Annotated in this window: 12 protein-coding genes; 2 read left to right on the forward strand and 10 right to left on the reverse strand. The window is 66.0% G+C overall.

Annotated features, from left to right (window positions below; translation table 11 throughout):
• Positions 1-34: 34 nt before the first annotated feature.
• Together AB3X98_RS01830 and AB3X98_RS01835 are read left to right on the forward strand one after the other, a co-directional pair.
• Positions 35-1,252 carry an FAD-dependent monooxygenase gene (locus tag AB3X98_RS01830; RefSeq protein ID WP_368604684.1) on the forward strand — a complete coding sequence of 406 codons (1,218 nt, stop codon included), beginning with the start codon at positions 35-37 and terminating at the stop codon, positions 1,250-1,252.
• Positions 1,253-1,351: 99 nt separating this feature from the next.
• On the forward strand, positions 1,352-1,876 hold the full coding sequence (locus AB3X98_RS01835) for a cytochrome b (protein ID WP_176732836.1): 525 nt from the start codon (positions 1,352-1,354) through the stop codon (positions 1,874-1,876).
• Positions 1,877-1,879: 3 nt separating this feature from the next.
• Here AB3X98_RS01835 and AB3X98_RS01840 read toward each other — a convergent pair whose 3' ends face one another.
• The 10 genes from AB3X98_RS01840 to AB3X98_RS01885 form a co-directional block, all read right to left on the reverse strand.
• Entirely contained in the window at positions 1,880-2,308 is a 429-nt protein-coding gene (locus AB3X98_RS01840) for a biopolymer transporter ExbD (protein WP_069262315.1), read from the reverse strand.
• Entirely contained in the window at positions 2,305-3,003 is a 699-nt protein-coding gene (locus AB3X98_RS01845; RefSeq protein ID WP_368604685.1) for a MotA/TolQ/ExbB proton channel family protein, read from the reverse strand. Before AB3X98_RS01845 ends, AB3X98_RS01840 begins: the two co-directional genes overlap by 4 nt.
• 13 nt (positions 3,004-3,016) lie before the next feature.
• On the reverse strand, positions 3,017-3,778 hold the full coding sequence (locus AB3X98_RS01850) for an energy transducer TonB (protein WP_069262317.1): 762 nt from the start codon (positions 3,776-3,778) through the stop codon (positions 3,017-3,019).
• 13 nt (positions 3,779-3,791) lie between these two features.
• Positions 3,792-4,910: a pyrroloquinoline quinone biosynthesis protein PqqE gene (gene pqqE / locus AB3X98_RS01855; RefSeq protein WP_368604686.1), complete on the reverse strand. Its 1,119-nt coding sequence runs from the start codon at positions 4,908-4,910 to the stop codon at positions 3,792-3,794.
• A gap of 1 nt (position 4,911) precedes the next feature.
• Positions 4,912-5,199 (reverse strand): pyrroloquinoline quinone biosynthesis peptide chaperone PqqD, encoded by a 288-nt coding sequence (gene pqqD, locus AB3X98_RS01860; protein WP_069262319.1) that lies wholly within the window; start codon positions 5,197-5,199, stop codon positions 4,912-4,914.
• Positions 5,196-5,915, reverse strand: a complete 720-nt coding sequence (gene pqqC, locus AB3X98_RS01865) for a pyrroloquinoline-quinone synthase PqqC (protein ID WP_368604687.1) — start codon at positions 5,913-5,915, stop codon at positions 5,196-5,198. Before pqqC ends, pqqD begins: the two co-directional genes overlap by 4 nt.
• A 2-nt stretch (positions 5,916-5,917) precedes the next feature.
• Positions 5,918-6,841 carry a pyrroloquinoline quinone biosynthesis protein PqqB gene (gene pqqB, locus AB3X98_RS01870; protein ID WP_368604688.1) on the reverse strand — a complete coding sequence of 308 codons (924 nt, stop codon included), beginning with the start codon at positions 6,839-6,841 and terminating at the stop codon, positions 5,918-5,920.
• Positions 6,842-6,907: 66 nt separating this feature from the next.
• A complete protein-coding gene (pqqA, locus tag AB3X98_RS01875) occupies positions 6,908-6,982 on the reverse strand; it encodes a pyrroloquinoline quinone precursor peptide PqqA (protein ID WP_006410019.1) in 75 nt (24 codons plus the stop codon).
• 228 nt (positions 6,983-7,210) lie between these two features.
• Positions 7,211-9,199 carry a sigma-54-dependent Fis family transcriptional regulator gene (locus AB3X98_RS01880; protein ID WP_368604689.1) on the reverse strand — a complete coding sequence of 663 codons (1,989 nt, stop codon included), beginning with the start codon at positions 9,197-9,199 and terminating at the stop codon, positions 7,211-7,213.
• 280 nt (positions 9,200-9,479) lie between these two features.
• Positions 9,480-11,795, reverse strand: coding sequence for a TonB-dependent receptor (locus AB3X98_RS01885; protein WP_368604690.1), 2,316 nt, complete (start codon positions 11,793-11,795; stop codon positions 9,480-9,482).
• Positions 11,796-12,081 lie beyond the last annotated feature (286 nt).

The following is a 12,081-nucleotide window of genomic DNA, read 5'->3' on the forward strand; positions in this document are numbered from 1 at the left end:
CGACCCCACCTATATGAATATCGGAGACACAGTCATGAAATCACGTGATCTGAAGATTGCGATCGTCGGCGCTGGCATCGGCGGCCTCACACTGGCTCTCGCGCTGCGCGAGCATGGCATCGACGCGCAGCTCTTCGAGCAGACCGACGAGCTGCGCGAAGTGGGCGCGGCCGTCGCCCTCTCGGCCAACGCCACGCGCTTCTACGAGCGCATGGGCCTGCGCCCGGCCTTCGAGAAAGTCTGCGCGGAAGTGCCCGGCCTCGTCTATCGTGACGGCCGCAGTGGCGCGGTGATCGGCCACCATCGCGGCGCACCGGACTCCCGCGGGCAATTCGGCGGCTCGTACTGGGGCGTGCATCGCGCCGATCTGCAAGCGGTGCTGTCGGGCGCGGTCGGGCTCGAGCGCATCAAACTCAGCCATCGGCTCGTCGATCTCGCGCAGCAACCCGACCACGTGAGCCTGACGTTCGCCAACGGTGAACACGTCGATGCCGATCTCGTGATCGGGGCGGACGGCGCGCGCTCGGTCATCCGGCGCTGGATGCTGGGTTACGACGACGCGCTGTATTCGGGCTGCTCGGGCTTTCGCGGCGTGGTGGCCGCGGAGCGCACGGACCTGTTGCCCGATCCCGAGACCATTCAGTTCTGGGTCGGGCCGGGCGGCCATCTGCTGCACTATCCGATTGGCGACAAGGGCGACCAGAACTTCCTGCTGGTGGAGCGCCATCCGTCGCCGTGGCCGTCGCGCGAGTGGGTCATGCCTGCCCAGGAAGGCGAGCAACTGCGCCTTTTCAGGGACTGGCACCCGGCCGTCGTGCAGATGATCACCGCTGTGCCGATCAGCCAGCGCTGGGGGTTGTTCCACCGCCCGCCGCTCGGCCGCTGGAGCAAGGGCCGCATCACGTTGATCGGCGACGCCGCGCATGCGCTCGTGCCGCACCACGGCCAGGGCGCGAACCAGTCGATCGAGGATGCCGTGGTGCTGGCCGACCAGCTGGCGAAGGCGGGCTCGGGTAACTGGCGCGAAGCGCAGCAAGCCTACGAGCGCCTGCGCCGGGGCCGCACGCGCAAGGTGCAGTACGCTTCGATCACCACGGCGGACGTGCTGCATCTGCCCGCCGGCCCCGCTGCGCAGCAACGCAACGCCCGGCTCGGCTCGCGCGAGGGCGTGCTCAATCATCTGGACTGGATCCACGATTTCGACGCGCTTGCCCAGGAGCCGAACGAGCGCCAAGGGGGAACGTGGCTTTAAGGGTGACCGGCAAGCTGCACAGTTAATGATCCGTTAATCTCGGCACGCTAGAATCGGCGCTTTCAACCGACCCTTTCTGAGCACGGAGCGCCCATGCAAATCGCTGCCGATTCGCGCTACGACCTCGTAGCGCGCCTGCTTCACTGGCTCGTCGTCGCACTCGTCGCGGCGCAGTTCGTGATCGGCTGGACCATGCCCGATGTGCACCGCGACACGCGCCCCGTCGGCGAAATTGCGTGGCACCTGGGCGTCGGCACGGCGCTCGTCGCCGCCATGGTGTGCCGTCTGCTCTGGCGCGCCACCCATCGCCCGCCGCCCGACGACCAGACGCCGTTCATGCGTGCCGTGGCAGCCCTCACGCATGCCGGCCTCTACGCCCTGCTCATCGCGGTGCCCGTGCTCGGCTGGATCAACGCGTCGTCGCGCGCGTGGGACGTCACGCTGTTCGGCGCCATCCCGCTGCCCGCGCTCTCCCCTGCGGGGTCGTCGTTCGGGCACGCCATGGGCGACGTCCACAGCGTGCTCGCGTGGGTGCTGTTCGCGTTCATTTGCCTGCATGTGGCCGCGGCGCTGTTTCATCGCTTTGTGCTCAAAGATCGTGTGCTGCAGCGCATGAAGCTTTAGTCGTTACTGGCCACGCCGCGGCGGGTCCGGCTCGGTCACGAAGCCGACCTTCGCGAGTCCCGCGGCGCTCGCCGCCGAGAGCTGCTTCGCGACACGCCCGTACGGCGTGGCGCGATCGGCCGAGAGCCGGATTTCAGGCTGCGGCGTGAGCCGCGCGGCTTCTACCAGCCGCGCCGATAGAGCGGACTCCTGAACAGGCTGCCCGTTCCAGCTCATGTGGCCAAGCGCATCGACGACGATGTCGACGTGCGGCGCGGCCAGGTCCTCACGCTGGCTGCTCGCGCGCGGCAACGCCAGCTGCGCAGCATGGTGCAGAACCGGCAGCGTCACCATGAAGATGACGAGCAGCACGAGCATCACGTCGATGAGCGGCGTCATGTTGATGTCGGCCGTCGGCATCGCTTCGTCTTCCAGATCGCGATCGTCGTTCATACCCGTTCCTTCATCGTCCCACGCGGCGCAGGCGCGCTGCCTGTGAGCAACAGCGCGTGTACGCCGTATGCGAAGCGGTTGAGCTGCGCGACGATATCGCGCGAAACACGCGCAAGCGCGTGATACCCAAGCACGGCGGGAATCGCCACGCACAGGCCGAGCGCCGTCATGATGAGCGCCTCGCCAACCGGCCCCGCGACGTGTTCGAGACTGGCGTCGCCACTCGCGCCGAGTGCGAGCAGCGCATGGTAGATGCCCCACACGGTGCCGAGGAGGCCGACAAACGGCGCCGTGCTGCCGATCGAGGCAAGCAGGCCGAGACCCCGCTGAAGACGCGTCGAGCTCTCGTTCACCGAAGACCTGAGGCTGCGCAGCAACCACTCGCTCAAGTCGACGCGCCCGCGATGCGCAGCGCCGCTCGCCCCGTGGTGCGCCAGCGCGCGCTGGCCTGCGCTGGCCAACTCGAAGAACGGCGTGCCCGCGGGCCCCAATGCATCGACGCCATCGTCGGCGTCGACGGCTTCCCGGAAGCGTCTTTGCGCGAAGCCCGAATGGCGGCGCAGACGCGCGAACTCGAACGCCTTCACTACGATCACCGACCACGACACGACCGACATCGCGATGAGCAGCGCCGCCACGAAGCGCGTCATTGGATCGCCCTGGGTCCACAGGTGCGCGATTCCATAGGTTGGCATGAGATCCTCCGTTTCATTCGCTGAGGGTGAACGTGAACGGCACGTCGGCACGCGCTGGCGCCGCCTTGCCGTCCTCGGCATAGGGCTGGCAGCGGCTCGCGAGCGCCGCGTCGCGCGCCGCTTCGTCGAGCCTCGCGTAGCCGCTGGTCGTCGCTACACGCGCGGCGACTACGTGGCCGTCCGCTGCGGTATCGACTTCGATGATGGCCGTGCCCGCCTCGGCGCGGCGCAAGGACTGCGCGGGGTAGTCGGGCTTCGTGAGGGCGCAATCCAGATGGGCGACGCGGCGCGGCACGTCCACAGCAGGTGCCTGAGCGACGGGCGCAGGTTGCGATCGCGGCTGCGGTCCAGCTATGCGCTCCGTCGGCGTCGCGGCTTCGGGGGCAGCATGTGCGGACGGTGGTGGCGTTAGCGGTGGCGGCGTGCGTGTAATGCTTTGCGCACGCACAGGCGCTGGTGGACGGGTTCTAGCCGACTGCACACGATTATTCTGGATTGCTTCGTGAGTGGGTCGGCTCGGCGAAGACGTTCGCGCAGGCGCTTCGTTCTTGTTCGACACAGGCGGAATCGGCGCGATCAGCACGGCGTCAATGACCCTCACGCGCACCGGCATCGCGTGCGACGCGGGCGCCTCCCATCGCGCCACCGCAATCAGCGCGGCATGCAGCGCGAGCACGCCCGCGACCACACCGGCGATGGCGGCACGCCGCCCGAACGGGTGCTGGCCGAACGCCGCAGGCTCACCGCGATCGAAGCGCGCAACGACCGACGCCATGTCGATTCTCCACTCAAAGCGCGAGCGAGTTCTGCCGGCTGCGGAACACGATCGGCCGCTCGTCGTCGCGCGTTGGCCGTCTTGCGAATTCCACGGCCTGCACGATGCGGTCGTGATGCGGCGACTTCCCGCACACCGGGTCGACCGCGGCGGCGTCGCCGGTCAGCAGGTAGGCCTGGCATCGGCAGCCGCCATGATCGGCGTGACGCTCGTCGCAACTGCGGCAGGGGTCGCGCATCCAGCCATCGCCGCGAAACGCGTTGAACGTTTCGCTCTCGTACCAGATCTGCCGCAGCGGCACGTCGCGCACGTTCGGCAACACGAGGCCCGGCAACGAACGTGCCGCGTGGCAAGGCAACGCCGCGCCATCGGGTGCCACGCCGAGAAACACGCTGCCCCAGCCGCTCATGCACGCTTTGGGCCGCTGTTCGAAGTAGTCGGGCACGACGAACAGAATGCGGCACCGATCGCCAATCCGGGCGCGATAGCGGTTCACGGTCTCCTCCGCTTCGCGAAGCTGCTCGGCGGTGGGCATCAACTGATCGCGATTCAGCATGGCCCAGCCGTAATACTGCGTGTTCGCGAGCTCCAGATAGTCGGCGCCCAGTTCGAGCGCCATGTCGATGATCTGCGCGATGTGCGGCAGATTGAAACGATGCAGCACGCAGTTGAGGACCATGGGATAGCCATGCGCCTTCACGAGCCGCGCAACGTTGCGCTTCAGTTCGAACGTGCGCGTGCTCGTGAGAAAGTCGTTGAGTTCGCGTGTGGAATCCTGCATCGACACCTGAATATGATCGAGCCCGGCCGCCTTGAGCCTCTCGATGCGCTCAACGTTCAAGCCGATCCCGGACGTGATCAGGTTCGTATAGAAGCCAAGCTGGCGCGCATGCGCGACGAGCGCTTCCAGGTCGTCGCGCAGCAGCGGCTCGCCGCCGGAAAAGCCGATCTGCGCCGCGCCCAGTTCGCGAGCGGCGCTGATGGTCGCGCGCCATGTTTCGGTGTCGAGTTCTTCGCCGTGCCGCGAGAAGTCCACCGGGTTGTAGCAGAACGCGCAATGCAACGGGCAGCGGTAAGTCAGCTCGGCGAGCAGCCAGAGCGGCTTGGGCAGGGGGGCAGGAGCGGTCGCCATGTCAGTCGAGCCAGCCGCGCAGCCGCGCGTGATCGAGAAAGCGATAGACGTCGGGCGCCAGCTCGGAGGTACTGAAAAGCCGCTCCAGCTCGCCGATGATCTCGTCGAGTTCATGCGCGCCGTCACAACGCGCGAGTATCTCGCCCGCGCTCGAATTGAGCTGCACCATCCCTTCGGGATAGAGCAGAACGTAGGCGTCCTGGGCCGCCTCCCACTGCAAGCGGTACATGCCGCGCAAGCGCGGGCGCAGCGGCACGCCGCTGCCTGCATCGGGCACTATCGGATTCATATGGGCCACGCCTTTTCGACTGCATCGAGGATCGACCAGAGAATGTCGAGCTTGAACTGCAGGATCTCCACCGCACGCTGCTGTTCGGCGGGCGTGCGGAAATGGCTCAGCGTCACTTCGAGCCCGTGTTCGACGTCGCGCTGCGCGAGCGGCACGCGGCTGCGAAAATACTGAAGGCCTTGCGGCTCGATCCACGGGTAATGCGAAGGCCAACCCGCGAGCCGGTCCAGATGAATCTGCGGTGCGAACATCTCGGTAAGCGACGAACACACACCCTCCTGCCACGGCGCGCGCCGCGCGAAATTCACGTAGGCATCGACCGCGAAGCGCACGCCGGGCAGCACGAGTCGTTGCGACCACATCGTGTCCGGATCGACGCCAACGGCATCGCCCAGGCGCACCCAGGCTTCGATGCCGCCTTCGTTCTCGCCTTGCCCGTCGTGGTCGGTCAGACGCTGGATCCAGCGGCGGCGCGTGGCACGGTCGGGGCAGTTCGAAAGAATCGCCGCATCCTTGAGCGGAATGTTGATCTGATAGTAAAAGCGGTTCGCGACCCACCCGCGGATCTGCGCGGGCGAGCAACGCCCGCCGTTGAGCATGCGGTTGAATGGATGGTGGATGTGATAGCGCGATTCGAGGGCACGAAGACGCGATTCGAATTCATTCGCAGTCCATGATATTTCGTGCGGGTTTTCAAGCTTGAGAGGTGCGTTCATCGTCATACCTGAAACTGCATACCGTCGTGGGCCACGTCGATGCCGTGTGCACGCAGTTGGGCGTGCTCGACGGAATGCGGGTCGAGAATCGGATTGGTGTTGTTGATATGCGTGAGCACCTTGCGCGTGCCGCGCGGCAACGTGTCGAGCCAGTCGATCATGCCCGGCCGGCCGTCGTCACTGCGCTGCGCGAGATGCCCCATGTCGACCGCGTGCTTCGTCGAGAGGCCGAGGTCGATCATTTCAGTGGTGGTCCAGAACGTGCCGTCCACGAGCACGAGGTCGGCTTGGCGCATGGTGCCGAGCACGTCGGTGCTCATCTGCGCCAGACCCGGCGCATAGAAGGCACGCGTGCCCGCTGCGATATCCTCGATCAAGAGTGCGATATTGTCGCCCGGCGCGGATGCCTCGCGGCGTGGCGAATATGGCGGCGGCTTGCTCTCCACGGGCAGCGCGGTAAAACGCAGGCCGGCGCAAGCGGCAACCGTGAACGGCTCGCCCGGCGCGACCGTATGTGCCTCCACGCCGCAGTAGTGGCCGAGCAGCGGTACGAGCGGCAACCCGCTCGACAGATCGTCGAGCACCGGCGCACACGCATAGAGCGGCAACGGCGACGTGCGTTCGCGCAGCATCAGCAGGCCCGTTACGTGGTCGATCTGCGCGTCGGTCAGCACGACAGCCGCTAGCGCGCTATCGCGCGTTGCGCGAGCGGGCTGCAGATCGGGGTGCGAGCGCAACTGTGCAAGCAGATCCGGCGACGCATTGACGAGCACCCAGTCCACGCCGTCGCCGCTCACAGCGATCGACGACTGCGTGCGCGGCAGCACATCGCTGCACGCCTGCCGCGCGCGGCGGCAATTCGCGCAGTTGCAGTTCCACTGCGGCAGGCCGCCGCCCGCGCCTGAACCCAGTATCCTGATCTTCATGATCGTTCTCGCTGCATGCCGCCCGCCACGCCCTGATAGCCGCGCGGGCGGCACGCTGCCGTGCGCTCAGCGGTTGGCGATATACATCGTGATTTCGAAGCCGAAACGCAAGTCGGTATAAGCGGGGGTCGTCCACTGCATGACATGTCTCCTTGTTTGAGATTGAGGCTGCATACCGCATCGAGAATGTGCGGCCAGTCTCTTTAAAGCAAGGGGCATGCCGGTGTGAGCCAGCGTTCGCTCGATGCGGCCAGTGCTGCCGGCGCGGGAAGGAGTGTTGCGTTTCGGAACACGGGTGCTACAGGATGCAACACCCGTGGGACAGAGGAGGAGACAGGAAGTGGCCTGGCCGCGCGCGCGAATGGCGCTTCAGGCGTCGCCCGAACCGCGACCGGGATCGGCAGCGGGCATCTTGCGGTAGATGGTATTGCGCGACACGCCCAACGCCCGCGCCGCAGCCGATACGTTGCCGCCATGGCGCGCGAGTGTGGCCGCGATCGTCGAGGCGGTCACGTCTTCAAGGCGCGCATCCTCCGGCACCAGCGGCTCCGCGCGGGCATGCGCCGGGGGCAATGCCTGGGTCTGGCCGCAGCAGCGCAGATCGTCGAAGAAGTCGTCGGGCAGGTGCTCGCGCCGGATCTGGCCGTCATCGTCGACCATGGCTGCGGCCGTGCGCAGCAGGTTGCCGAGCTGGCGGAAGTTGCCGGGCCACGCGCAGCGCTCGAACAGCGCCATCACCTCCGCTGCGACGCTGAGCGGCTGCACGTTGGTACGCCCGTGCGATTCCCGGTGCAAGAGCTTTTGAATCACGACCGCGAGATCCGTGCGGTCGCGCAGCGGCGGCAGCCGCACCACGAGGCCATTGAGCCGGTAATACAGGTCCTCGCGAAAACGGTTCTGCGCGATCATCTCTCGCAAGTCGCGGTGCGTCGCGCAGATGATCGAGATATCGACGGGGATGGTCTTCGTCGAGCCGAGCGGATTGACCATGCGCTCCTGCAGCACACGCAAGAGGCGCACTTGCAGCGGATACGGCATGTCGCCGATCTCGTCGAGAAACAGCGTGCCGCCGTTCGCCTGCAACAACTTGCCCACCGCGCCCTTGCGCCGCGCGCCGGTAAATGCCCCCTCCTCGTAGCCGAACAGCTCCGATTCAATCAGCGTTTCCGGAATCGACGCGCAATTCACCGCCACGAACGGCTGGTCGCGGCGCGGCGAATCGTTGTGAATGGCCTGGGCGAGCAGCTCCTTGCCCGTGCCGGTTTCGCCGGTGACGAGAACCGGGATGTCCTTGCCGATCACCTTGCGCACCTTCGCGATCACGAGCGCCACTTGCGGATCGCCCGTGTCGAGGTAGCTCAGGCGCGAGAGGCCCATGGAAGGCGGCTGCGCCGTTCCATAGGCGGCCGGCTGCACAGCCGAGCCATGCACCGCAACGGGTCGGGCGCCTTCGGCCAACGTGGCGCGCCTGAACTGCACGCGCGCGCAAACCACCGCCCCGCTCGCCAGATTGAGCATGAAGTGCGATTCCAACCCCGCACGCATACTGTCGATCAGCTGCGCGCTGGTGGTCTGGAATAGCGACGAGAGCGTATGAGCGCGCAGCGCGGCGAGCGAGAGGCCGAGCTGAAACTGCGCGCTGCGGTTGGCCGAGAGAAAACGCCCGTCGCAGGTGAAAGCGGCGATGCCTTCCATGAGTGTGCCGAGGAATTCCGGGCGGCCATGAAACGAGACCTGCAGCGTCTCCTGAAAAGTCGTCGCAAACAAATGATTCTCAATCATTTGCACGGACATGCGCGCGAGCGCCATGGTGTGCTGGTGATAGCTGCGATGATCGCCCGTCACGTCCAGCACGCCGATCACGTCGCCGTATGGGTCGAAGATCGGCACGCTCGAGCAGGTGAGGAAGCGGTTCGCCGCGAGGTAATGCTGGTCGCCGTGCACGACCATCGCGCAGCGCTCGGCGAGCGCGGTGCCGATCGCGTTGGTGCCCTGGCGGTCCTCGGCCCAGTTGGCGCCCGGCCGCAGCGCGACCTTTTCGGCGCGCTGGAGGAAATCGTCGTCGCCGATCGAATGCAGGATCAAGCCTTCGGCATTGGTCAGCACGATCATGCTTTGCGTGTTGACGATCTGCTCGTGCAGCGTCTCCATGACCGGCGTGGCATGCATGCACAGCACGCGGTTCTGCTCGCGCTTGAGCTCGAGGCCCGCACCCGAAAGCACGTCGTAATCCGGTCTCGCGCTCGCGCGCAGACCGAAGGTCTCCGAGCGCTCGTGTGCCTTCTGGATGGCCGGTGCGGGCCAGCCATTGGACACCTGGACCGCTTGCCCCGCGGCCATCTGTACGTCGTCGCGCATGCTCTCCTCCACGATTGGCCGGTACCTTGCCGGACACTTCGGTATTTCTCGGTGTCCTCTATTAGCAAGCTCCGGGCCATCCGGCCATCGAATCCAGCCAGCCGGTTTGCGCCGAACGCACACGCGACGCGCAACACGCTGTGTAAGCGAACCGTATGCAACGCAACGTGCGTCGATCGAAACACGCGCCGCAGCGATTCGCCAGCCTGTGTATTACCGCAAATGGCCCGCGTGGAGGAATGCGGACTCACCCCGATGCGCGCATATGCAGCACATCCCTTCAATCCCATGCGTAATGCAGGCCCACCCAAAAACCGCGCGGCGCGCCTTGTCCGACGAATTGCTCGTTCACCGGATTCGCGCCGTCGAACGTGTGGCCGGGCCCGTTGAAGAAGTTCTGGCCCAGCACGCCGAAGCTCGCATAACGCTTGTCGAACAGGTTCGTCACGTTCGCGTAGACCTCCAGCCGCTTTGTGACGCGATAGCGCGTGTCGAGATCCACGAGCACATAGCCCGCGATCTTTCCATTGGCATCCTGATTGTTTTCGTCGCCTTGCGCATACACGCCGCTGCGCCATGTGATGTTCGTGCCGATGCTCCATTGCGCCGTGGCCGCGTAATCGAGCCGCAGCTTGACGGCATGCGCTGGAATGCCGGGCACGTGGTCGCCCGGCCGCACCGTGATGACGCCGTTCGCATCCGCCGACGAATTCGCGGAGCTTTGTTCGGTCCATGTCGAGCGGTAGGTCGCGTCCACGTAGCTGTAGTTCAGGCTGATGCCAACGGGGCCGAACGCCGTGTGACCCGCCAGCTCGACACCCTGGCGGCGCGTCTTGCCGACATTCTGAAAGTAGCCCTGCGTGCTGCCCGCCGCGCTCACGAACTCGATGTCGTTGGAGAGCGTGGTGCTGAATGCGGCGGCGCTCCACGTTGTCTGCGAGCCGATACGACCGCGCGCACCGGCCTCGAAAGTCTTCGAGACCACAGGCTGCAGCGCCGGATCGGCCACGAAGTCGTTCGGCAGCGAGCACGGCGCAGCGGGGTCCGCGCACGCAAGCTCGATTGCGGTGGGCGCGCGCATGCCTTCGTTGTAGGTCGCGTAGACCGTGACGGTGGGCAGCGGATTCCAGTTGAGCCCCACTGCGGGATTGAAGCGCGAGAACGTGTGATAGCCGTCGAGCAGCGGCTGCACGCCGCTTTCGTCTGCGATGCGCGCGCTCGCCCAGTCGTAGCGCCCCGACAGCGTGAGCGTCCATTGCGGCGTGAGCGTGAGCGTCTCGTTCAGGTAGAGGCCATAGTTAGCGTTGCGTGTTTTTGCATCGGTCTGCTGAACGAAATCGCCGATACCGACCGTCGCGCGGTCGGGCGTGAAGGCGGCATCCTGCGAAGACGAGACGTAGTGCGAGTTCGCGAAGTCCGCCGCCACGCCCGCAACGAGCTGGCTCCCGATGCCGCCCAGCTTGCCGAGCAGCGTCAGCTGCAGGCTCGCGCCAAAGCTGTCCGTCGTGACGATGGAATCGACGTTGCTGCCCTCCAGCGTATCGACGTTGCCGTCCGCGTCGATCGAGCCGTAATCGGTGTTGTTGTTGCTGCTCACGTTCTCGTTGCGCAGGTGCCGATAGTAAGCGTTGCCGCTCAACTCCACGTTGTCGTTGAAGAAGTGTTCGCCCGAGAGTGTGAGGTAGCCCACGCTGTTGCGGTTCAGGTCCGGAAACGTGTAGGCCTGTTTCGGGTTGTCCAGAAACGAGCGCGGAATGGTCTGGCTGCCGTATAGCTGGTTGTCCGCGCCGCCGCCCGAGATCGAGAGCGTCGTGTCGTCGTCGGTGTAGCGCAGCTTGCCGAATCCCTGGCGCACGCGGCTCGCGTTGTGGTCGGCCCAGCCGTTGTCGTTTGTGACGTTCGCGTTCGCATAGTAGTCAACATGCGGCCCGAGCGTGCCGCCCTGCTCGAACTGCGCACTCTTGCGTCCCCATGAGCCGCCCGATAGATCGATGTCGCCGCCGGGGCTCGTGCGCCCGTTCTTCGTCGTGATCGCGATGGCGCCGCCCAGCGTGTTGAGGCCGTAGACAGGATTCGAGCCTGGAATGAGTTGGATCTTGTCGATCGCGCCGGTCGGTATCAGGTCCCAGTTCACCACGTCGCCAAACGGCTCGTTCACGCGCACGCCGTCGACGAACACCGACAATCCCTGTGGGGTGCCAAGCACCGGCGAGGCCGTGAAGCCGCGATAGTTCAGGTTCATCTGGAAAGGATTGCCTTGTGCGTCGGTCACACTCACGCCCGGCAGGTTCGCGGCGAAAAAGTCGGTCAGCGTTTCGCGGTGCTGTGTCGCGATGTCCTGCGCGTTCACGGTCTGCACGTTGGCCGGCACCTTCGCTAGCGGCGTACCGATGCCGAGCAGCGGCGTCGTGCCGACCACCACGACAGCGGGCAGAACGAGCGGGGCCGCCGTCGCGCTCGCCGCGCTGTTATCCGCTGCGCTCTGTGCCTGCGCGATGGCCCGCGTGGATGTACCGCTGCACAGCGCGCCCAGGGCGAGGCTCGTGCCGAGCGTCGCATACGCGCGCCTGGCGCCCACCGCCTTCTTTGGAATCAACTTTCGTCTCCACCTGTTTTTTTCGCGCTCGTGTAGCTCGACGCCGTAGCGTCGAGCGCCGACCGCTGCGCACACAACCGTCTCCTCTTTGCCGTGATCTAGCCAGGAACGTGCCAGCGTGCATCGGCACGCGCGATTGCGCGCAGCGTCCTTCGGCGCGACCGGCCCACTGTCACGTTCGCCAACACTTTTCGCGGCGGCCTGTACCGGAATGCAACACATCGGCCACGCACGGGGCGCCTCGCCGGGAAGCCGGTCAACGGGCTGCATCGCCCGACACGCAACG

This window comes from Paraburkholderia sp. BR14312, from assembly GCF_040948675.1.
Taxonomy (GTDB): domain Bacteria; phylum Pseudomonadota; class Gammaproteobacteria; order Burkholderiales; family Burkholderiaceae; genus Paraburkholderia; species Paraburkholderia nodosa_A.

Coding starts and splice junctions, on each gene's coding strand:
- AB3X98_RS01830 (WP_368604684.1), top strand. CDS start 35: ATGAAATCACGTGATCTGAAGATTGCGATCGTCGGCGCTGGCATCGGC.
- AB3X98_RS01840 (WP_069262315.1), bottom strand. CDS start 2,308: ATGAACGACGATCGCGATCTGGAAGACGAAGCGATGCCGACGGCCGAC.
- AB3X98_RS01845 (WP_368604685.1), bottom strand. CDS start 3,003: ATGCCAACCTATGGAATCGCGCACCTGTGGACCCAGGGCGATCCAATG.
- AB3X98_RS01850 (WP_069262317.1), bottom strand. CDS start 3,778: ATGGCGTCGGTCGTTGCGCGCTTCGATCGCGGTGAGCCTGCGGCGTTC.
- pqqE (WP_368604686.1), bottom strand. CDS start 4,910: ATGGCGACCGCTCCTGCCCCCCTGCCCAAGCCGCTCTGGCTGCTCGCC.
- pqqD (WP_069262319.1), bottom strand. CDS start 5,199: ATGAATCCGATAGTGCCCGATGCAGGCAGCGGCGTGCCGCTGCGCCCG.
- pqqC (WP_368604687.1), bottom strand. CDS start 5,915: ATGAACGCACCTCTCAAGCTTGAAAACCCGCACGAAATATCATGGACT.
- pqqB (WP_368604688.1), bottom strand. CDS start 6,841: ATGAAGATCAGGATACTGGGTTCAGGCGCGGGCGGCGGCCTGCCGCAG.
- AB3X98_RS01880 (WP_368604689.1), bottom strand. CDS start 9,199: ATGCGCGACGACGTACAGATGGCCGCGGGGCAAGCGGTCCAGGTGTCC.